This window comes from Kitasatospora sp. NBC_01266, from assembly GCF_036242395.1.
Classification (GTDB): Bacteria; Actinomycetota; Actinomycetes; order Streptomycetales; family Streptomycetaceae; genus Kitasatospora.
In genome coordinates, this window is record NZ_CP108458.1 from 5,677,803 (window position 1) to 5,700,469 (window position 22,667).

Annotated in this window: 9 protein-coding genes and 3 rRNA genes; 9 read left to right on the forward strand and 3 right to left on the reverse strand. The window is 68.4% G+C overall.

Going from position 1 to position 22,667, the window contains the following annotated elements; all coding sequences use genetic code 11:
- Positions 1 to 87 precede the first annotated feature (87 nt).
- The gene (locus OG403_RS24870; RefSeq protein WP_329567988.1) at positions 88 to 1,446 is read left to right on the forward strand and encodes an aspartate aminotransferase family protein; all 1,359 of its coding nucleotides are present in this window, start codon (positions 88 to 90) and stop codon (positions 1,444 to 1,446) included.
- Between the two features lie 7 nt (positions 1,447 to 1,453).
- Here OG403_RS24870 and OG403_RS24875 read toward each other — a convergent pair whose 3' ends face one another.
- Positions 1,454 to 3,097 carry a PucR family transcriptional regulator gene (locus OG403_RS24875; protein WP_329567990.1) on the reverse strand — a complete coding sequence of 548 codons (1,644 nt, stop codon included), beginning with the start codon at positions 3,095 to 3,097 and terminating at the stop codon, positions 1,454 to 1,456.
- Between the two features lie 220 nt (positions 3,098 to 3,317).
- On the opposite strand from OG403_RS24875, the gene OG403_RS24880 reads away from it, so the two are divergent.
- The 7 genes from OG403_RS24880 to OG403_RS24910 all read left to right on the forward strand — a co-directional run bounded on the left by OG403_RS24880 (position 3,318) and on the right by OG403_RS24910 (position 13,995).
- Positions 3,318 to 4,856, forward strand: coding sequence for a gamma-aminobutyraldehyde dehydrogenase (locus OG403_RS24880; protein ID WP_329567991.1), 1,539 nt, complete (start codon positions 3,318 to 3,320; stop codon positions 4,854 to 4,856).
- Positions 4,857 to 4,991: 135 nt separating this feature from the next.
- Positions 4,992 to 5,480, forward strand: a complete 489-nt coding sequence (locus OG403_RS24885; RefSeq protein WP_329567992.1) for a hypothetical protein — start codon at positions 4,992 to 4,994, stop codon at positions 5,478 to 5,480.
- Between the two features lie 148 nt (positions 5,481 to 5,628).
- Positions 5,629 to 7,182 carry a CoA-acylating methylmalonate-semialdehyde dehydrogenase gene (locus OG403_RS24890; protein ID WP_442910974.1) on the forward strand — a complete coding sequence of 518 codons (1,554 nt, stop codon included), beginning with the start codon at positions 5,629 to 5,631 and terminating at the stop codon, positions 7,180 to 7,182.
- 702 nt (positions 7,183 to 7,884) lie between these two features.
- Positions 7,885 to 9,406: ribosomal RNA gene (locus tag OG403_RS24895) — 16S ribosomal RNA — on the forward strand.
- 273 nt (positions 9,407 to 9,679) lie between these two features.
- Positions 9,680 to 12,798 (forward strand): 23S ribosomal RNA (locus OG403_RS24900).
- Between the two features lie 83 nt (positions 12,799 to 12,881).
- A 5S ribosomal RNA gene (rrf, locus tag OG403_RS24905) occupies positions 12,882 to 12,998 on the forward strand.
- The 16S, 23S and 5S rRNA genes sit together here, the layout of an rRNA operon.
- A 100-nt stretch (positions 12,999 to 13,098) precedes the next feature.
- Positions 13,099 to 13,995: a phosphatase PAP2 family protein gene (locus OG403_RS24910; protein WP_329567994.1), complete on the forward strand. Its 897-nt coding sequence runs from the start codon at positions 13,099 to 13,101 to the stop codon at positions 13,993 to 13,995.
- Positions 13,996 to 14,089: 94 nt separating this feature from the next.
- Here the strand turns inward: OG403_RS24910 and OG403_RS24915 are convergent, their stop codons facing one another.
- Complete coding sequence (locus OG403_RS24915; protein WP_329567996.1) at positions 14,090 to 14,659, reverse strand: acetate uptake transporter; 570 nt, start codon at positions 14,657 to 14,659, stop codon at positions 14,090 to 14,092.
- A 394-nt stretch (positions 14,660 to 15,053) separates the two neighbouring features.
- Positions 15,054 to 17,606, reverse strand: coding sequence for a SpoIIE family protein phosphatase (locus tag OG403_RS24920; protein ID WP_329567997.1), 2,553 nt, complete (start codon positions 17,604 to 17,606; stop codon positions 15,054 to 15,056).
- 518 nt (positions 17,607 to 18,124) lie between these two features.
- Between OG403_RS24920 and OG403_RS24925 the strand changes: the two genes are divergently transcribed.
- Positions 18,125 to 22,663 carry a HAMP domain-containing protein gene (locus tag OG403_RS24925; RefSeq protein WP_329572530.1) on the forward strand — a complete coding sequence of 1,513 codons (4,539 nt, stop codon included), beginning with the start codon at positions 18,125 to 18,127 and terminating at the stop codon, positions 22,661 to 22,663.
- The last annotated feature ends 4 nt before the right edge of the window (positions 22,664 to 22,667 follow it).

Sequence of the window (22,667 nt, forward strand, 5' to 3'; positions counted from 1 at the left end):
GCCGCTTTGCATGCTGTCGCCCTTCCCGGTGACCATCTGACAAGATGCCGCTCCACCTGGGCGGGCCGGATCCCTACGCTGGCGGACATGAGCATCCCCACCGCCGATCCCGCCGCCGGGCAGGCCGTCAAGGCCGCCGACCGCGCGCACGTCTTCCACTCGTGGTCCGCCCAGGCCCTGATCGACCCCCTCGCGGTGGCCGGCGCCGAAGGCTCGTACTTCTGGGACTACGAGGGCAACCGCTACCTCGACTTCTCCTCCCAGCTGGTGAACACCAACATCGGCCACCAGCACCCCAAGGTGGTCGCCGCGATCCAGCAGCAGGCCGCCAAGCTCTGCACGCTGGCCCCGGGCTTCGCCGTCGAGGCGCGCAGCGAGGCGGCCCGACTGATCGCCGAGCGCACCCCCGGCGACCTCGACAAGATCTTCTTCACCAACGGCGGCGCCGAGGCGGTGGAGAACGCCGTGCGGATGGCCCGGCTGCACACCGGCCGGCAGAAGGTCCTGGCCACCTACCGCTCATACCACGGCGCCACCGCGGGCGCGATCGCCCTGACCGGCGACCCCCGGCGCTGGCCCAGCGACACCGGCAGCACCGGGGTCGTGCACTTCTGGGGCCCGCACCTGTACCGCTCGGCGTTCCACGCCGAGAACCAGGCGCAGGAGTGCGAGCGCGCGCTCGCCCACCTGGAGCAGACGATCGCCTTCGAGGGCCCGGGCATGGTGGCCGCGATCATCCTGGAGACCGTGGTCGGCACCGCCGGCATCCTCATCCCGCCGCCCGGCTACCTGGCCGGCGTCCGGGAGATCTGCGACCGCCACGGGATCGTCTTCATCCTGGACGAGGTGATGGCCGGCTTCGGCCGCACCGGCGAGTGGTTCGCCGCCGACCACTGGGGCGTCGTCCCCGACCTGCTGACCTTCGCCAAGGGCGTCAACTCCGGCTACGTCCCGCTGGGCGGCGTGGCGATCAGCGCGGAGATCGCCGCCACCTTCGCGGAGCGCCCCTTCCCCGGCGGCCTCACCTACTCGGGGCACCCGCTGGCCTGCGCCTCCGCGGTGGCCACCATCAACGCGATGGCCGAGGAAGGCATCGTCGAGAACGCCAAGCTGATCGGCGAGACCGTGCTCGGCCCCGGTCTGCGCGAGCTGGCCGAGCGCCACCCGTCGGTCGGCGAGGTGCGCGGCCTGGGCGTCTTCTGGGCGCTCGACCTGGTCCGCGACCGCGACACCCGCGAGCCGCTGGTCCCCTACAACGCGAGCGGTGCGGCGGGTGCCCCGATGGCCGAGCTGGCCGCGGCCTGCAAGAAGCGCGGCCTGTGGCCGTTCACCAACATGAACCGCTTCCACGTGGTGCCCCCGTGCACCGTCACCGCCGAGGAGGCCAGGGCCGGCCTCGCCGTGCTGGACGAGGCGCTCAGCGTGGTCGACGCGCAGCTGAACTGACGGCCGGTCAGCGCCGCACGGCGTCCAGCGCGAGCAGGGCCACGTGCAGCGACAGACAGGACTCCACCTGGTCCAGATCCACCGCCAGGATCCGTTCCACCTTGTGCAGCCGGTCGTAGAAGCTCGGCCGCGACAGATGCGCAGCGTCTGCCGCGGCCGACTTGTTCCGGCCCTGCTCGAGATAGACCCGCAGCAACTGCACCAGCTGCGAGCCGTGCTCCGCGTCGTGCGCCAGCAGCGGTCCCAGCTCCCGCTCCACGTAGGTCTGCAGCCGCGCGTCGTCGCGCAGCAGGTGGAGCAGACCGCGCAGTCGCACGTCCGGCAGCCGGTAGTACGAGGCGGTTCGGGCGCCCGGCGCGTCGTGCAGCGCGGCATCCGCCACCTGGGTGGCCTCCATCAGGGTGCGCCGGGCATCGCGCACCGACCCGACCGAGGAGCCCACCGCTATCACCGGTGCCGCCGCCTCCTTGCCGCTGTCCGCCACCAGCCGGCGCAGCGCCGCCGCGAACGCCTCCAGTGCGCTGTGCTCGTCCTGCTGCGAGCCGAGCGCGATCAGCAGGCCCACGCCCTCGTCGTCCAGCGCCCCGACCAGCGCCGAGAGCCGGCTGCCGCGGGCCGCGGTGGCCGCCAGCTCGGTGAAGTCGCGCAGTCGCGCCTGCGCCTCCAGGGCGGCCGGCAGCAGCGCGCCCCGACGGCGCAGGACCACGCCGACCAGCCGCCGCCCGTCCAGCGGCACGCCCAACGCCTGTGCCCGCAGGGCGACCTCACTGACCGTCAGCGCGTGCGTCATGATCCCGGCGAGCAGCGTGCGATGGGTCTGCCGCTCCAGGCTCTCCCGGTCGCGCACCAGCAGCCGGTTGAGCGCGAGGGTCGCGGCCCCGCGCTCCAGCAGCATCGTGCAGGGATGCGACTCCTGGTCGGGCAGCGGCCCCGGCTCGTCGACCAGCACCAGCCGCCCCCAGTCCTCGCCCCGGGCGCCGACCGCCGTCACCAGCCAGCCGCTGCGCGGGTCGTGGCCGGTCCGCCCGGTCGGCCGCACCGCGCGGGAGCGGCGCTCCCACTGGTCCAGCAGCTCGTCCTCGGTGCGTCCGGCCGGGTCGTGCGCCAGCACCTGGTGGCTCAGGTTCTCCAGCACCACCGGCAGGCCCGCCATCCGGGCGATCTGCCGCAGCACCTCGGCGGGCTCGGCGCCCTCGACCGCCAGCTCGTTGAAGACCTGGTGCACGGCCTCCGAGGCCCGCAACTGCTCCAACTGGGCGTTGACCACCAGCGCGTGCACCGCCTCGGTGACCGCCACGAAGCGCAGCTCCCGGCGCAGCACGATCAGCGGCAGGCCACGCTGCTCGGCCGCGTGCACCAGGGCCTTCGGCAGGGCGTCGAAGTAGCGGCGGCCGAACTCCACCACCAGGCCGGCCACGCCGATCCCGACCAGCTCCCGAACGTAGCGGGCCAGCCCCTCGCGGTCCTCGGGCAGCGCGATCCCGGTGGTCAGCACCAGCTCGCCGCCCTGCAGCATGCCGGCCACGTCCGGCAGCTCGCTCACGTGCACCCAGCGCACCGGGCGTTCCAGCCGGTCGGCCCCGGCCACCACCTGCGGCAGGCCACGGCGCATCACGTCCAGATCGAGTACACGGGCGACGGTGGGCAGCACGGCGGCCTCCGGAACATCAGGAGTAGGGGAACAAGGTGTCAGCTGAATCATGCAACCCCATGACGACCTGTTGCCCCCGCCGGGGGTTAGCACTCTGTAAGGCCCTTGGCGGCTCGGCTGTCGGAGTGACCCTTGCCGGGGTGCGGGACCGGCGGGCATCGTTCGGCGGACCGGAGCGGGTGGAATGGCCCGGAACGGACATCTGGAGGAGAACCGACCCATGGACCGCAGCACTGTGGTGGATCTGAGCACTTTCGGGGACGGCGCCCAGTACATCGGCGGCCGGCTCAGCACGGGGACCGGGTTCGAGCCGTACGACGTGATAAACCCGGCGGACGGCAGCATCGTCCAGCAGGTCCGGCTCGCCTCGACCGAGGACGTCGACGCCGCCGTGGCCGCCGCCAAGGCCGCGCTACCCGACTGGTCGCGCGCCACCCCCGGCACCCGGGCCGAGGCACTGCTGCGGCTCAGCGCGGTCCTGGCCGAGCAGGCCGAGGAGTTCGCGCACGTCGAGACGGCCCAGACCGGCAAGCCGATCAAGCTCTCCAGCGAGTTCGACGTGCCCGGCACGATCGACAACGCGGCCTTCTTCGCGGGTGCCGCGCGCAACCTGGAGGGCAAGGCGGCCGGCGAGTACTCGGCGGACCACACGTCCTATGTGCGCCGCGAGGCGATCGGTGTGGTCGGCTCGATCGCCCCGTGGAACTACCCGCTGCAGATGGCCGCCTGGAAGATCCTGCCGGCCGTCGCCGCGGGCAACACCGTGGTCCTCAAGCCCGCCGAGCTCACCCCCCTCACCTCGCTGATGCTCGCCCGCGCCTGTACCGAGGCCGGCCTGCCCGACGGCGTGGTCAACGTGGTCACCGGCACCGGGAGGATCGCCGGCGAGCGGCTGGTCGCCCACCCCGACGTCGCGATGGTCTCCTTCACCGGCTCCACCGGCGTCGGCCGCCGGGTGGCCGAGCTGGCCACCGCGACCGTCAAGCGAACCCACCTGGAACTGGGCGGCAAGGCGCCCTTCGTGGTCTTCGAGGACGCGGACCTGACGGCGGCCGTGCACGGGGCGGTGGCCGGCGCGCTGATCAACAGCGGCCAGGACTGCACCGCCGCCACCCGCGCCTACGTCCAGCGCCCGCTCTACCAGGCCTTCGTGGCCGGCGTGGCCGAGTTGTTCGCCGGCATCCGGCTCGGCGACCCGCGCGACCCGCGCACCGACCTGGGGCCGCTGGTCTCGTACGCCCACCGCGACCGGGTGGCCGGCTTCGTCGAGCGGGCCCGCGGCTACGGCGCCACCGTCGTCACCGGCGGCCTGGCACCCGCGGTCGGCCATGACGGCACCGACCTGAGCCGCGGCGCCTACTACGCGCCCACCCTGATCACCGACGTCGCCCAGGACAGCGAGGTGGTGCAGGGCGAGATCTTCGGCCCGGTGCTGGTGGTGCTGCCGTTCGACAGCGACGACGAGGGCCTGCGGCTGGCCAACGACACGCCGTACGGCCTGGCCGCCTCCGCCTGGACCCGCGACGTGCACCGCTCGCTGCGGGCCACCCGGGAACTCGCGGCCGGCTGCGTCTGGGTCAACGACCACATCCCGATCATCAGCGAGATGCCGCACGGCGGGTACAAGGCCTCCGGCTACGGCAAGGACATGTCGCAGTACTCGCTGGACGAGTACACCCAGATCAAGCACGTCATGTTCGACACCACGGCGGTGGCGCGCAAGGACTGGCACCGCACCGTCTTCGGCGATCGGAACTGATCGCCGTACGGCGAATCGGCACGGTTGTCCGCGACATCGTCGTAATCGTTGTAAGAGTCCGGTCCCGAGCTCATCTCTCCACGCAAGAAGGGCGGCCGACACGGCCCGCCGCCCGGACGAGCTGGAGGACGTGCCATGGAGCAGACCGGACCGATCGCCGCCGCAGTGGCCTGGCTGGCCGCCGCCGCGCCCGACCCCGAGGCCTGCCGCCGGGAGTGGGAGCGGACGGACTCGGGCCTGGCGCTGCTGCCGGCCGGCCGGCGCTGGGATGTGCTGCTGGTTCCCGGCCCACTGGGGCGTCCGGCGCTGCGCCTGCTCACCCAGTCGCCGCCGTTCGGCGGCTGGGGGCGGTTGGCCACGGGCGGACCGGTGCTGCTCGACCCGGGGGACGACAGCATCGGGTTCCTCGTCCCGGTCGGCACCGCCGCGCGGTGGGTCGGCACCGGCGTGCGGGCAGCGGGCGCGGGGGCGTGGGTCGTGGTCCCGCACCCCACCCGGCGTGGTCCGGGGCCGCGCTGGCTGGTGGTGCCGGACGGGTCGGGTCAGCTCACCGATCCGGTGGCGCTGGAACTGGCGCTGCACGAGGCGGCGGCCGGGCTGGGCGGGCCCCGAGTGCACGGGTGAGGCGCCGGTGCCCACAGCGGCCGACGAGGTGTAAGGCCGATCGGGGCATGCCCGTCAGTGTGCTCGTTGAGTGGGCCGGGAGCGCGGACCAGACTGGACGCTGAGCGGGATAGCCCCCGTTGAGCCTGACCCTGGAGGCCGAGGAATTGTGAACACGCCCACTGAGCGCCCGGCCGGCGCACCGAAGCACGTCGTCCACTGGATCGACGGCGCCCCGGTGCCGACCGCCGGTGCTGCCCCCCGTCGCGGCGACCTCTACGACCCGGCCACCGGACGGATCTCCGGCCAGGTGGACTTCGCGGAGATCGCCGAGGTCGACCAGGCGGTCGCCGCGGCAGCCGCCGCCTTCGGCGAGTGGCGCCACGCCTCGATCGCCAAGCGCACCGCCGTCCTGTTCGCCTTCCGCGAGCTGTTCAACGCCCGCAAGGACGAGCTGGCCGCGATCATCGTGGCCGAGCACGGCAAGGTGCACTCGGACGCGCTCGGCGAACTGGCGCGTGGCCAGGAGGTCGTCGAGTACGCCTGCGGCATTCCGCAGCTGGTCAAGGGCGGCTTCACCGAGCAGGCCTCCACCGGAATCGACGTCTACTCGATCCGCCAGCCGCTCGGCCCGGTCGCCGTCATCTCGCCGTTCAACTTCCCGGCGATGGTGCCGCTGTGGTTCTTCCCGATCGCCATCGCGGCCGGCAACACGGTGATCGTCAAGCCCTCCGAGAAGGACCCGTCGGCGGCCAACTTCATGGCGGAGCTGTGGAAGGAGGCCGGGCTGCCGGACGGCGTCTTCAACGTCGTCCACGGCGACAAGACCGCGGTCGACCGCCTGCTGGAGCACCCGGACATCAAGTCGGTCAGCTTCGTCGGCTCCACCCCGATCGCGCGCTACGTGTACGAGACCGGCACCCGGTACGGCAAGCGGGTGCAGGCGCTGGGCGGGGCCAAGAACCACATGCTGGTGCTGCCCGACGCCGACCTCGACCTCAGCGCCGACGCCGCGGTCAACGCCGGCTTCGGCGCGGCGGGCGAGCGGTGCATGGCCGTCTCGGTACTGGTCGCGGTCGACCCGATCGGGGACCAGCTGGTCGAGAAGATCAAGGAGCGGATGGCCACCCTCAAGGTGGGCCCCGGCTGCAACGGCGACAGCGAGATGGGTCCGCTGGTCACCGGCCAGCACCGGGACAAGGTCACCTCCTATGTGGAGTCCGGCCTCGCGGACGGCGCCGAGCTGACCGTCGACGGCCGAAAGCACCCGATCGCCGACCAGGACGCCAACGGCCAGGACACGGCCGACGGCTTCTGGCTGGGCCCGACCCTCTTCGACCACGTGAAGCCGGGCATGTCGGTGTACAACGACGAGATCTTCGGCCCGGTGCTCTCGGTGGTCCGGGTCTCCTCCTACGAGGAGGGACTGGAGCTGATCAACGCCAACCCGTACGGCAACGGCACCGCGATCTTCACCAACGACGGTGGCGCCGCCCGGCGCTTCCAGCACGAGGTCGAGGTCGGCATGGTCGGGATCAACGTGCCGATCCCGGTCCCGGTGGCCTACTACTCCTTCGGCGGTTGGAAGGCCTCGCTGTTCGGCGACACTCACGCGTACGGCCCTGACGGCGTGCAGTTCTTCACCCGGGGCAAGGCCGTGACCCAGCGCTGGCTCGACCCCTCGCACGGCGGCATCAACCTCGGCTTCCCGACCAACAGCTGAGCGCAACGTCGGCGACGCTCCACCGATCCGGCCGGCCCGCCCCGCAAGGGGTGGGCCGGCCGGTGCCGTTCATGTGCCGTTTGCATGCGCGCCGTGGAAGGCGTAGCGTGTCCTAGTCGCTCGGCAGGGAGCACCGGACACGCGTCTGCGCGGACGGTCCCGGGGCGGCCACTCTCTTGAAAACCACCTCATCAGTACAACGTGCCGCTTTCGGCGTGCTGCTTTTCGCGCGCTGCCGGAACTGGTCTGTTTTGCTGTGCCGGTAATTCGGTGAGTGCGGCCGGATTCGCTTTTCGGAGCGGAACTGGGCTAAAGTTCAACACGTCGGACGGGCCGTCAGGTCCGGTACGGCGAAGGCCTCCTGGAGGCCGAAGCGGTGCGGAAGACCTGGTAAGGTTGGAAACACCGAGAGCGAGTCGGGAAACGCCGAGAGGCGGGTCTGATAAGCTCGAAGAGAAGAAAGAACGAAGCGCCCGGAGAGCTTGCGAGAGCGGCTTGAAGGAAGCGTCCGTTCCTTGAGAACTCAACAGCGTGCCAAAAGTCAACGCCAGATATGTTGACATCCCCGGCCTCGATCGTTTGATCGGGGTTGGAGATTCCTTTTGAAGTAAAACACTAGCGAGGACGCAGTGCACGAGGTCACCCTATTCCGGTGGTTGTCGTGCCGCTCAACGCGGGTGTCGACCCGATTACGGGAAAACATTCACGGAGAGTTTGATCCTGGCTCAGGACGAACGCTGGCGGCGTGCTTAACACATGCAAGTCGAACGGTGAAGCCCTTCGGGGTGGATCAGTGGCGAACGGGTGAGTAACACGTGGGCAATCTGCCCTGCACTCTGGGACAAGCCCTGGAAACGGGGTCTAATACCGGATATGACCTTCCTCCGCATGGGGGTTGGTGTAAAGCTCCGGCGGTGCAGGATGAGCCCGCGGCCTATCAGCTTGTTGGTGGGGTAATGGCCTACCAAGGCGACGACGGGTAGCCGGCCTGAGAGGGCGACCGGCCACACTGGGACTGAGACACGGCCCAGACTCCTACGGGAGGCAGCAGTGGGGAATATTGCACAATGGGCGAAAGCCTGATGCAGCGACGCCGCGTGAGGGATGACGGCCTTCGGGTTGTAAACCTCTTTCAGCAGGGAAGAAGCGCAAGTGACGGTACCTGCAGAAGAAGCACCGGCTAACTACGTGCCAGCAGCCGCGGTAATACGTAGGGTGCGAGCGTTGTCCGGAATTATTGGGCGTAAAGAGCTCGTAGGCGGCCTGTCGCGTCGGATGTGAAAGCCCGGGGCTTAACCCCGGGTCTGCATTCGATACGGGCAGGCTAGAGTGTGGTAGGGGAGATCGGAATTCCTGGTGTAGCGGTGAAATGCGCAGATATCAGGAGGAACACCGGTGGCGAAGGCGGATCTCTGGGCCATTACTGACGCTGAGGAGCGAAAGCGTGGGGAGCGAACAGGATTAGATACCCTGGTAGTCCACGCCGTAAACGTTGGGAACTAGGTGTTGGCGACATTCCACGTCGTCGGTGCCGCAGCTAACGCATTAAGTTCCCCGCCTGGGGAGTACGGCCGCAAGGCTAAAACTCAAAGGAATTGACGGGGGCCCGCACAAGCAGCGGAGCATGTGGCTTAATTCGACGCAACGCGAAGAACCTTACCAAGGCTTGACATATACCGGAAACGTTCAGAGATGGGCGCCCCCTTGTGGTCGGTATACAGGTGGTGCATGGTTGTCGTCAGCTCGTGTCGTGAGATGTTGGGTTAAGTCCCGCAACGAGCGCAACCCTTGTTCTGTGTTGCCAGCATGCCTTTCGGGGTGATGGGGACTCACAGGAGACTGCCGGGGTCAACTCGGAGGAAGGTGGGGACGACGTCAAATCATCATGCCCCTTATGTCTTGGGCTGCACACGTGCTACAATGGTCGGTACAAAGGGCTGCGATACCGTGAGGTGGAGCGAATCCCAAAAAGCCGGCCTCAGTTCGGATTGGGGTCTGCAACTCGACCCCATGAAGTTGGAGTTGCTAGTAATCGCAGATCAGCATGCTGCGGTGAATACGTTCCCGGGCCTTGTACACACCGCCCGTCACGTCACGAAAGTCGGTAACACCCGAAGCCGGTGGCCTAACCCTTGGGAGGGAGCCGTCGAAGGTGGGACCAGCGATTGGGACGAAGTCGTAACAAGGTAGCCGTACCGGAAGGTGCGGCTGGATCACCTCCTTTCTAAGGAGCACATGGCCGGTTGCGAGCGAATGTCTCGCACGGTTGCTCATGGGTGGAACGTTGACTATTCGGCACACAGGGTTGGTTGTCTCCTAGTACTGCTTCGGCGTGGAACGGTTTCGGTTGATCTGGTGTGTCGGGCACGTTGTTGGGTCCTGAGGGAACGAGTAATCGTTGTCTCAGTGCCGGTCCCATGCGAGGCGCCCTGTTGGGGTGTTGAGGGTGGGTGTCTGGTCGTTGTTTGAGAACTGCACAGTGGACGCGAGCATCTGTGGCCAAGTTTTTAAGGGCGCACGGTGGATGCCTTGGCACCAGGAACCGATGAAGGACGTGGGAGGCCGCGATAGGCCCCGGGGAGCTGTCAACCGAGCTTTGATCCGGGGGTGTCCGAATGGGGAAACCCGGCAGTCGTCATGGGCTGTCACCCATACCTGAACACATAGGGTATGTGGAGGGAACGCGGGGAAGTGAAACATCTCAGTACCCGCAGGAAGAGAAAACAACCGTGATTCCGGGAGTAGTGGCGAGCGAAACCGGATGAGGCTAAACCGGAGTGGTGTGAGACCCGGCAGGGGTTGCCATTTCGGGGTCGTGGGAAAGTTCTTCAGTCGTCTGCCGGCGGCTGGGTGAGTCAGAAACCGTTGGTGTAGTCGAAGGACATGCGAAAGGTCCGGCGTAGAGGGTAAGACCCCCGTAGACGAAACATTAGCGGCTCACTTGAGCTTCTCCCAAGTAGCACGGAGCCCGAGAAATTCCGTGTGAATCTGGCGGGACCACCCGCTAAGCCTAAATATTCCCTGGTGACCGATAGCGGATAGTACCGTGAGGGAATGGTGAAAAGTACCGCGGGAGCGGAGTGAAATAGTACCTGAAACCGTGTGCCTACAAGCCGTGGGAGCGTCGTTCGTCAGTTTACTGGCGGGCCGTGACTGCGTGCCTTTTGAAGAATGAGCCTGCGAGTTTGCGGTGTGTAGCGAGGTTAACCCGTGTGGGGTAGCCGTAGCGAAAGCGAGTCCGAATAGGGCGTTTGAGTTGCATGCCCAAGACCCGAAGCGGAGTGATCTAGCCATGGGCAGGTTGAAGCGCGGGTAAGACCGCGTGGAGGACCGAACCCACCAGGGTTGAAAACCTGGGGGATGACCTGTGGTTAGGGGTGAAAGGCCAATCAAACTCCGTGATAGCTGGTTCTCCCCGAAATGCATTTAGGTGCAGCGTCACGTGTTTCTTGCCGGAGGTAGAGCACTGGATAGGCGATGGGCCTCACCGGGTTACTGACCTTAGCCAAACTCCGAATGCCGGTAAGTGAGAGCGTGGCAGTGAGACTGTGGGGGATAAGCTCCATGGTCGAGAGGGAAACAGCCCAGAACACCGACTAAGGTCCCTAAGCGTGTGCTAAGTGGGAAAGGATGTGGAGTCGCAGAGACAACCAGGAGGTTGGCTTAGAAGCAGCCACCCTTGAAAGAGTGCGTAATAGCTCACTGGTCAAGTGATTCCGCGCCGACAATGTAGCGGGGCTCAAGCACACCACCGAAGTCGTGTCATTCACAGAATACGTCCAACGACGCTGTGGATGGGTAGGGGAGCGTCGTGTTCCGGGTGAAGCGGCCGAGGAATCGAGTCGTGGACGGGATACGAGTGAGAATGCAGGCATGAGTAGCGATACAAGAGTGGGAAACTCTTGCGCCGATTGACCAAGGGTTCCTGGGTCAAGCTGATCTGCCCAGGGTAAGTCGGGACCTAAGGCGAGGCCGACAGGCGTAGTCGATGGACAACGGGTTGATATTCCCGTACCCGCTTTGAAGCGCCAACGTCGAACCTCTGAATGCTAAAGCCGTGAAGCCGGCCCGGAGTCTTCGGACAAAGGGACGTGGTGGAGCCGCTGATCCAACAGGGTAGTAGGTGAGCGATGGGGTGACGCAGGAAGGTAGTCCAGCCCGGGCGGTGGTAGTCCCGGGGTAAGGGTGTAGGCCGAGTGATAGGCAAATCCGTCACTCATTGAGGCTGAGACCTGATGCCGAGCCGATTGTGGTGAAGTGGATGATCCTATGCTGTCGAGAAAAGCCTCTAGCGAGTTTCATGGCGGCCCGTACCCCAAACCGACTCAGGTGGTCAGGTAGAGAATACCGAGGCGTTCGGGTGAACTATGGTTAAGGAACTCGGCAAAATGCCCCCGTAACTTCGGGAGAAGGGGGCCATTCCTGGTGATGAGACTTGCTCTCTGAGCTGGGGGTGGCCGCAGAGACCAGCGAGAAGCGACTGTTTACTAAAAACACAGGTCCGTGCGAAGCCGTAAGGCGATGTATACGGACTGACGCCTGCCCGGTGCTGGAACGTTAAGGGGACCGGTTAGCTCTGATTCGTCAGGGCGAAGCTGAGAACTTAAGCGCCAGTAAACGGCGGTGGTAACTATAACCATCCTAAGGTAGCGAAATTCCTTGTCGGGTAAGTTCCGACCTGCACGAATGGCGTAACGACTTCTCGACTGTCTCAACCATAGGCCCGGTGAAATTGCATTACGAGTAAAGATGCTCGTTTCGCGCAGCAGGACGGAAAGACCCCGGGACCTTTACTATAGCTTGATATTGGTGTTCGGTTCGGCTTGTGTAGGATAGGTGGGAGACTTTGAAGCAGCAACGCCAGTTGTTGTGGAGTCGTCGTTGAAATACCACTCTGGTCGTGCTGGATGTCTAACCTGGGTCCGTGATCCGGATCAGGGACAGTGTCTGGTGGGTAGTTTAACTGGGGCGGTTGCCTCCTAAAGAGTAACGGAGGCGCCCAAAGGTTCCCTCAGCCTGGTTGGCAATCAGGTGTTGAGTGTAAGTGCACAAGGGAGCTTGACTGTGAGACCGACGGGTCGAGCAGGTGCGAAAGCAGGGACTAGTGATCCGGCGGTGGCTTGTGGAAGCGCCGTCGCTCAACGGATAAAAGGTACCCCGGGGATAACAGGCTGATCTTCCCCAAGAGTCCATATCGACGGGATGGTTTGGCACCTCGATGTCGGCTCGTCGCATCCTGGGGCTGGAGTAGGTCCCAAGGGTTGGGCTGTTCGCCCATTAAAGCGGTACGCGAGCTGGGTTTAGAACGTCGTGAGACAGTTCGGTCCCTATCCGCTGTGCGCGTAGGAGTGTTGAGAAGGGCTGTCCCTAGTACGAGAGGACCGGGACGGACGAACCTCTGGTGTGCCAGTTGTCCTGCCAAGGGCATGGCTGGTTGGCTACGTTCGGGAGGGATAACCGCTGAAAGCATCTAAGCGGGAAGCCTGCTTCGAGATGAGCACTCCCACCTCCTTGAGAGGGTAAGGCTCCCAGTAGACGACTGGGTTGATAGGCCGGATGTGGAAGCCTCGTAAGGGGTGGAGCTGACCGGTACTAATAGGCCGAGGGCTTGTCCTCAGTTGCTCGCGTCCACTGTGTTGTTCTGAAACAACGACCCCACACCAGGTCACGGTGTGGTGCGGTTGACAGTTTCATAGTGTTTCGGTGGTCATAGCGTGAGGGAAACGCCCGGTTACATTCCGAACCCGGAAGCTAAGCCTCATAGCGCCGATGGTACTGCAGGGGGGACCCTGTGGGAGAGTAGGACGCCGCCGAACAATTCTTCTAGAGAAGCCCCCTTCCTTCGGGAAGGGGGCTTCTCTGCGTTTACCGCGTTTACTGGGTTTACCGGCCGCCGCGCGCTACCCTCACTGGCACATGAACCGGCAGGTGGGCCGGCAGGCGGAGAGGCGCGCGGCGTTGCAGAACCTGACCCTTTCGTGGCAGAGCTCGGGAGCCACGGCGGCGGTCCTGCTGGGGGCCTCCTACGTCGTTCACCGCGCGCTGCCGACCCGACGGACGGCGATCGCCGTACTGCGCGAGGCCGGCACGCTGCTGGCACTCTTCGCACTCTGGCAACTGGTCGGTCAGTTCTCGCTGATGAGTACCGACCACGCACTGGACCGCGCCGAGTGGATCCACCGCACCGAACTGCGACTGGGCCTGCCGGACGAGGCCTCCCTGCAACGGATGATCACGCCGTACCCGGTCCTGGTACGGCTGGCGAACTACTACTACGCGACCATGCACTTCGGTGTGATGATCGCGGTGCTGCTCTGGGTCTTCCTGCGGCATCGGGCCCGTTATGCGTGGGTGCGGACCACGGTCGTGCTGGTCACCGCGGCCTGCCTGGTGATCCAGTTCCTGCCGGTCGCGCCACCCCGGATGCTGCCGGACGCCGGCTTCGTCGATGTGGCGGCCGAGTACGGGCAGTCCGTCTACTCCGGGGGCGTCGGTGGTGTCCACGCCGACGAGCTCTCGGCGATGCCCTCGGTCCATGTCGCCTGGTGCGTGCTGGTGGCCGTGGCGGTGATCGCGATCAGCCGCTCACCCTGGCGCTGGCTGATCCTCCTTCACCCGCTGCTGACCATCACCGTGGTGGTGGCGACGGCCAACCACTTCTGGGCCGACGGGCTGGTGGCGCTCTGCCTGCTGCTGCTCGCCTACACGGTGCAGTACGGCGCGGGCCGCCGGCGCGCCCGGCGTCGACGGGGTGCCGCCCAGGGTGAGTTCTCGGCACAGCCGCGGCCCACCCGCCCGGTCGGCGGCCGTTGACCCATCGGCCGCCGAACCGCTGAGGGCGGGGCCTCCCGAGGAGACCCCGCCCGAGGCCGGGCCGGCCGGTGATCACCGGCCGGCCCGTGCCCTGTCACTTCATCGGCAGAGCCGCCCGGCCCCAGCCGCTGTTGGTCAGCGCGGCGGTCGCCCAGTACCAGCTGATCAGGCCGGCCACCGCCGCGAGCCAGCCGGCTGCCTTGAGCAGCCCGTCGGAGCTGCCGAAGGTGCCGAACGCGGCCAGCAGCATCGCGAGCGTCAGCAGGCCGTAGACGGCCCGGCTGAAGAGTCCGGCCTGCCAGCTCGCGGCCGTCAGGGTCAGGGCCAGCAGCGCCCAGAGGAGCAGGAAGAGACCGGCCGCGTTCCGTCCACCGGCCATCGAGCCGACGCCTGCCGCCCAGACCGCCCAGAAGGCGCCCAGGCCGGTGAAGGCGGTGCCGCTGAAGGTGTCGCCGGACCGGAACTGCCAGAGGCCGGCGATGAACAGCGCGACCCCGCCGACCAGGTGCGCGAGGCCGGCCGCGTCGGTGACGTGGGTGTGGTGCAGGATCCCGGTCTGCAGCAGGCCGTAGGAGAGGAGGGTCAGGCCGAGTGCGAGGTATCCGAGGGGACCCGCGTCGAGTGCGGCGGGTCGGGCGTTGGCCCCGGTAGCGTCACTGCTCACCGGAGGCTCCTTTCTGATGGTTCAAGGTGTCTGGGCGGTGCGGGGTGCGGGGTGCGGGGTGCGGGGTGCCTGGTGGCGCCGGCACATGGCTCGGCGAGCGTCCGGGCAGCGCGATGCGGCCGGGCGCGCGGAAGTGCGCGAGTGGGAGAGGGGGGTGACGGCGACAGCGGAAACGGCAGCTGTCGCGGTGGCCCTGCCGGGGGACCCTGCGGGAGGGCACGGGGGCAGCGGCCTGCTGCGTCCCCGCAGCTCAGCGCTGCCGGGACTGGGTTCGCCGGGGGGATTCCCGGTCAGCTGGTCTGTACCCGCGACGAACCGCTTGTACCCTTGTGAATCGTAGAATTTGTTCGTTTGTCAGCTGAGTCGTCATCAGAAGGTGACCATTGCTGACCCCTCAGCCCTGCCGCGGCACCGGCACCCGCAGCGCGATGATCGCCATGTCGTCCGACGGCGGCTCAGGCGCGAACCGCTCCACGGCCCGCTGCACCCGGGCGGCAACCGCGCCGGCCGTCAGCCCGGTGCAGCCGGCCAGCACCTCGGCCAGTCCGTCCTCGCCGAGCATCCGCATGCCCTCCCGGCGCTCGGTCACGCCGTCCGTCACGCAGAGCAGCACCTCGCCCGGCGCCAGCACCACCTGCTCGACGGTCAGGTCCAGGTGCTCCAGCACCCCGAGCAGCGGCTGCGACTCGGCAGCCGGCGTCACCCGCCCGTCCGTCCCCAACCGCAGCGGCAGCGGGTGCCCGGCGCAGACCAGGCTGAGCTCGATGCTCCCGTCCCCGCGCGGCGTCAGCTCCCCGTACAGCAGGGTCAGGAAGCGGCCCCGGTCGCCCTCGTCGAGGATCGCCCGGTTCAGTCGGCTCAGCACCTGCGGCGCGTCCAGGCCTTCGCGGGCCAGCAGCCGCAGCGAGTTGCGGGCCAGCCCGGTGACCGAGGCGGCCTGCGGTCCGGTCCCGCAGACATCGCCGATCGCGAAGCCGTAGGTGCCCTCGCGGATCGAGAACAGGTCGTAGAAGTCGCCGCCGACCTCGTTGCCCTCGCCGGCGGCCTGGTAGTAGACCTCGACCTCGACGCCGGGGATCTTGGGCAGCTCCGGCGGCAGCAGACTGCGCTGCAGGGCCTGGCTGGTGGCGGTCCGCTCCGAGTAGAGCCGGGAGTTGTCCAGGGCCAGGGCGGCCCGGCGGGACAGGTCCTGGGCCAGCTCCAGGATCTCCTGACGGAAGATCACCCCGGCCGTGGTGCCCAGCACCAGCAGCCCGATGACCCGGTTGCGGGCGAACAGCGGCAGTGCCACCGTCTGGCCGATCAGCCCGGCGGGTTCGGCCCCGGTGAGCGCCCGGGCCGGGCCGTCCCAGCCGGTGGTGCCGCCGGCCGCGATGTCCAGCGGCGCCTGGGTGGCGCGCAGCAGCGCGCGCAGCGGGTCGATCCGGTCCTCGTCCTCGTGCAGGACGAAGGCGAGTTCGGCGGGGCCGGCCTGCTCCGCGATGGTGTAGACGGCGCACCAGGCGGCCAGCGTGGGCACCGCCATCTGTGCCATCAGGGCGAGCGTCTGCTGCAGCTCCAGCGTGCCGGCCAGCAGGTCGGAGGCCTCGACCAGGAAGGAGAGTGCGCCGCGGCGCAGCCGCTCCCGCTCGGCCAGCCGGGCGTTCTCCACGCTCAGCGCGATCCGGTCGGCGGCGAACTGCAGCCGCATCGCCTGATCGTTGTCGTACTGCCCGGGCAGGCCGGCCGCGACGCCGAGCGAGCCGATCAGCCGCCCCTCGACCTTGAGCGGCACGGTGATCAGTGAGCGCAGCCCGGAGCCGCCGAGCAGCGGGGCCGCGCCCGGACGGACCGCCAGGTCCTGGTGGACGGCGGGCAGCCGGGCGGAGTCGTACCGGCCCTGGCCGGCGTCCACCGGGATCCGCACGTCCTTGACCCGGCCGGCCGGCAGGCCGGTGGCGGCCCGGACCTCGAACTCGCTCTCGTCGTCGGTGATCAGCAGCAGGTAGGCGGCGTCGCCGTCGAGCAGGTCGCGGGCCCGTTCCACGGTCTGCTGGAGCATGCCTGACAGGTCGTCGGCCGGCACGCCGTCCAACTGCAGGTCCAGCGGCTCGACGGTGGCGCTGCTCGGGCCGGCCGGCGCGGTGCGGGCGGGGGTGCGCAGCACGGCGCGGTCCCGCTCACGGACCATCAGGCAGAGCGTGGACGGGGCGCCGGTGGCGTCCAGCATCCGGACCTGGGAGCCGTAGACCTCGATGGTGCGCTGGTCCGCGCGCCGGATGCCGAAGGAGCCCTCCCAGCGGGCCAGCCGGAGCACCTCCGCCAGGTCCGCCTGCTCGCCGGGCGGCTGCGGCCAGACCACCAGATCGGCCCAGCGACTGCCGAGCACCGCCTCGGTGGGCTGGCGGAACAGCCCTTCCGCGTCGGCGTTCCAGGAGCTCACCAGGCCCTGCTCGTCCACCTGGACGACGGCCACCAGGACCGGTCCGTCGGTGCTGGGCAGCACCTCGCCGGGCGCCTGCGGCAGGGCGTAGCGGGTGCCGGGCAGGGCGCGCTGCAGCGGCAGCCGGAACCAGACGGTCTTCTGCCCGGCGGAGTACTCCACGCCCCAGCGGCTGGAGAGCGCCGAACACATCAGCAGGCCGCGGCCCCCCTCGCCCTCGGCGTCGGCGAAGTGTTCGGAGACGGCGTTCCCGGTGACCGGCCCGGCGAAGGCGGGCAGGCCGCGTTCGGGATGCCGGTCGGTGACGCCGATCTGGACCGAGTCCTCCTCGCGCAGGCAGCTGACCTCGGCGGCGGTCCCCGCGTGCACCACCGCGTTCGTGACCAGCTCGCTGACCAGGACGATCGCGTCGTCGACGACCTCGGGCAGCCCCCAGCCCAGCAGCGCGTCGCGGACGAAGCCGCGCGCGGCGGAGGCCGAGCGGCCGTCCGGCTCGAAGGTGGCGGCTGCGCGCGCGGTGACCACGGGCTGCTTCTCCTCTGGTTCGGGTACGGCTGCTCGGCGTCTGGTGCGGCCCGGCGCCGAGCGGTGGGACCCGGTGGCACCGGCCAGGGCGAGGTGCAGCGCTCCACCCTACTTTCCGGTTGGTCTCCCCGTGGGAAAGGGGGAGTGAAACAGCCGCTGCGGAGTGATTCTCCCCACCCCGTGCACCCGGAACCTGCCTATCACGTCCTTCCCGCCCGGGGGTCAGCCTGGTGAACTGGGCGTAGCCGGTCGGTCGGTGCTGTCAGACTGGGGGATCCGCAGGAGCGGCGCAGCTTGCCGGGCCGGCGGACACCAGCCAGTCGCGACGTGGGAGGGTCCCGTTGAGTACCGCCACCAAGGACGCTGCCGGTCAGAGCACCTCCGGGCAGAAGAGCACGGCCGCACCCCGCGGCGCACGCGCCGCCGCCGCGCCCCGTGGCGGGGCCGGGCGCCGTGCCGGGCACAACCGCGGCGCCGAGCCGGCCGAGCTGCGCAAGCTGCTCGGCGCGCTGACCGCGATGCGCGACGGCAACTTCCGGCGCCGGCTGACCGTCCCCGGCGACGGGCCGATGGCCGAGATCGCCGCGATGTTCAACGAGGTGGCGGAGCGCAACCAGCACCTGACCGGCGAGCTGGCCCGGGTGCGCCGCGCGGTGGGCCGCGAGGGGCGGCTGACCGCCCGGCTGGAGAACGGCGCGGGTGAGGGCGCCTGGGCCTCGGCGGTGGACAACTGCAACGCGCTGATCGACGACCTGGCGCGCCCGATGGCCGAGGTCGGCCGGGTGCTGGCGTCGATCGCCGAGGGCGACCTGGACCAGCGGATGGAGCTGCGCTCCAACCAGCCGGACGGCGGCAGCCACCCGCTGCGCGGGGAGTTCCTCAAGGTCGGACGGACCGTCAACGGCCTGGTCGACCAGCTCTCCGAGTTCACCGACGAGGTGACCCGGGTGGCCATCGAGGTGGGTACCGAGGGCAAGCTCGGCGGTCAGGCCCGGGTGCGCTCGATGTCCGGCAGCTGGAAGGACCTGGCCGACTCGGTCAACACCATGGCCGGCCGGCTCACCGCGCAGGTGCGCAACATCGCCGAGGTGACCACGGCGGTGGCCAAGGGCGACCTCTCGCACAAGGTCACGGTCGATGTGGCCGGCGAGATGCTGGAGCTGAAGAACACCGTCAACACGATGGTGGATCAGCTGAACTCGTTCGCCGCCCAGGTGACGCGGGTGGCGCGTGATGTGGGGACCGAGGGTCGGCTGGGTGGTCAGGCGCAGGTGCCGGGGGTCGCGGGGGTGTGGCGCGATCTGACCGATTCGGTGAACTTCATGGCGAACAACCTCACCGACCAGGTGCGCAACATCGCGCAGGTGACCACGGCGGTGGCCCGCGGTGACCTGTCGCAGAAGATCGAGGTGGATGCCCGGGGCGAGATCCTGGAGCTGAAGAACACCATCAACACCATGGTCGACCAGCTCTCCGCCTTCGCCGCCCAGGTGACGCGGGTGGCGCGTGATGTGGGGACCGAGGGTCGGCTGGGTGGTCAGGCGCAGGTGCCGGGGGTCGCGGGGGTGTGGCGCGATCTGACCGATTCGGTGAACTTCATGGCGAACAACCTCACCGACCAGGTGCGCAACATCGCGCAGGTGACCACGGCGGTGGCCCGCGGTGACCTGTCGCAGAAGATCCAGGTGGATGCCCGGGGCGAGATCCTGGAGCTGAAGAACACCATCAACACCATGGTCGACCAGCTCTCCGCCTTCGCGGACGAGGTGACCAGGGTGGCCAGGGACGTCGGCACCGAGGGCATCCTGGGTGGTCAGGCCAGCGTGCCCGGGGTCTCCGGCACCTGGAAGGACCTGACCAACAGCGTCAACCTGATGGCCAACAACCTGACCAGCCAGGTCCGCAACATCGCCGAGGTCACCACCGCCGTCGCGCTCGGCGACGTCTCCAAGAAGATCACCGTCGACGCGCGCGGCGAGATCCTCGAACTGGTCACCACCGTCAACACCATGGTCGACCAGCTGAGCGCCTTCGCCGACGAGGTGACCCGGGTGGCCCGCGAGGTCGGCACCGAGGGCATCCTGGGTGGCCAGGCCCGGGTGCGCGGGGTCTCGGGCATCTGGAAGGACCTGACCGACAACGTCAACTTCATGGCGTCCAACCTGACCAGCCAGGTGCGCAACATCGCGGAGGTGGCCACCGCGGTGGCCCGTGGCGACCTCTCCAAGAAGATCACCATCGAGGCGCAGGGCGAAGTCGCCGCCCTGGCCGGCACCCTGAACACGATGGTCGACCAGCTGAACGCCTTCGCGGTCCAGGTGACCCGGGTGGCCCGCGAGGTGGGCACCGACGGCATCCTCGGCGGCCAGGCGGACGTCCCCGGTGTGGCCGGCATCTGGAAGGACCTGACCGACAACGTCAACCAGATGGCCAACAACCTGACCGGCCAGGTGCGCAACATCGCCCTGGTGATCACGGCGGTGGCCCGTGGCGACCTGTCGCAGAAGATCGACGTGGACGCCCGGGGCGAGATCCTGGACCTGAAGACCAGCATCAACACCATGGTGGACCAGCTGAGTTCGTTCGCCGACGAGGTCACCCGGGTGGCCCGCGAGGTGGGCACCGACGGCCGGCTCGGCGGTCAGGCCCGGGTCCCCGGGGTGGACGGCACCTGGCAGGACCTCACCGAGGGCGTGAACGAGCTCGCCAACAACCTGACCCGGCAGGTGCGCGCCATCGCCCAGGTCGCCACCGCGGTGACCCGGGGCGACCTGTCCTTGCGGATCGACGTCGACGCCTCCGGCGAGATCGACGAGCTCAAGGACAACATCAACCAGATGATCGCCAACCTGCGCGAGACCACGCGCACCAACCAGGAGCAGGACTGGCTGAAGACCAACATGGCCCGGTTCTCCGGCCTGTTGCAGGGCCGGCGCGACCTGGAGGCGGTCGCCTCGCTGATCATGTCCGAGCTGACCCCGGTGGTCTCGGCCCAGCACGGCGCCTTCTTCCTGGCCCAGCCGGTCGGCCGGACCGCCGAGATGATCACCGAGGACGACGACGAGTCGGACACCGTGCTGCGCCTGATCGGCTCCTACGGCTACCAGCGCCGTTCGATGCCCACCACGTTCCGCCCGGGCGAGTCGCTGGTCGGCCAGGCCGCGGTGGAGAAGCGCCCGATCAGCCTGACCGAGGCGCCCCCCGGGTACCTGCGGATCTCCTCCGGCCTCGGCGAGGCCAACCCGGCCCACGTGGTGGTGCTCCCGGTGCTCTTCGAGGGCCGGCTGCTCGGTGTGATCGAGCTGGCCACCTTCAGCTCCTTCACCACCGTGGTGATGGACTTCCTGAACCAGATCGCCGACCTGATCGGCGTCACGGTCAACACCATCAGCGTCAACACCAAGACCGAGGGGCTGCTGCTGGAGTCCCAGCGGCTGACCGCCGAACTCTCCATGCGCTCGGCCGAACTGGAGGCCCGTCAGGAGGAGCTGGAGCGCACCAACGAGGAGCTCCAGGAGAAGGCCGAGCAACTCGCCCAGCAGAACCGCGACATCGAGATCAAGAACAGCGAGATCGAGGAGGCCCGCAAGGTCCTGGAGGAGCGCGCCGAGCAACTCGCCCTCGCCTCACGCTACAAGAGCGAGTTCCTGGCCAACATGTCGCACGAGCTGCGCACCCCGCTCAACTCGCTGCTGATCCTGGCCAAGCTGCTCTCCGACAACAACGAGGGCAACCTCTCGCCCAAGCAGGTCGAGTTCGCCGACACCATCCACGGCGCCGGCTCGGACCTGCTGCAGCTGATCAACGACATCCTCGACCTGTCCAAGGTCGAGGCGGGCAAGATGGACGTCCGCCCGGCCAAGATCGCCCTGGTCCAGCTGACCGACTACGTCGAGGCCGCGTTCCGGCCGCTGACCGCCGACAAGGGCCTGGAGTTCGAGGTCACCGTCTCGTCCGACCTGCCGCCCACCCTGCACACCGACGAGCAGCGCCTCCAGCAGGTGCTGCGCAACCTGCTCTCCAACGCGGTGAAGTTCACCGACTCGGGCTCGGTGCGGCTGACCATCGGGCCGGCCGGACCGGTGGTGCCGCAGCACGTGCGCGAACAACTGCTGGAGTCCGGTCAGATCGACGACCCGGACGCCCGGTTGGTGGCCTTCTCGGTGACCGACACCGGCATCGGCATCCCCGGCAACAAGCTGCGCGAGATCTTCGAGGCGTTCAAGCAGGCCGACGGCGGCACCAGCCGCAAGTACGGCGGCACCGGCCTGGGCCTGTCGATCAGCCGGGAGATCGCCCGGCTGCTGGGCGGCGAGATCCACGCCGACAGCGAGTTGGGCGAGGGCAGCACCTTCACGCTCTACCTGCCGCTGCGCAGCGAGGCACCCGAGCAGCAGGCGGACCGCGACCGGCAGCCGGTCGGCGGGGCGACGGCGGGTCAGGGCGCACTGCGGGCCTCGGTCGGCGTCACCCCGACCGGCCTGCCGGTGCCGGTCGGTGAGAACCCGGCCGACCACTGGGCCCAGGAGGTCCGCGAACTGGCCGAGGAGCGCCGCCGGGAGGCGGCCGAGCGACGCCGCGCCATCGAGGCCGATCCGGCACCCGCCGGCCGCGGCGAGGAGCTGCCCGCGCCGCGGGCCGGTGCGGCTCCGCACTTCGAGGGCCGGTTCGACGGTGAGGAGGTGCTGATCGTCGACGACGACGTGCGCAACGTCTTCGCCCTCACCAGTGTCCTGGAGCAGTACGGTCTGACCGTGCTCTACGCGGAGAACGGGCGCGAGGGCATCGAGATGCTGGAGCACCACGAGAACGTGGCGCTGGTGCTGATGGACATCATGATGCCGGAGATGGACGGCTACGCGACCACCGAGGCGATCCGCCGGATGACCGACTTCGCCGGGCTGCCGATCATCGCGCTGACCGCCAAGGCGATGAAGGGCGACCGGGAGAAGAGCCTGGCGGCGGGTGCCTCCGACCATGTGACCAAGCCGGTGGACACCGACCACCTGCTCGGTGTGATGCGGCAGTGGCTGGGGGCGCGCGGCGAACTCGCGTAGGACG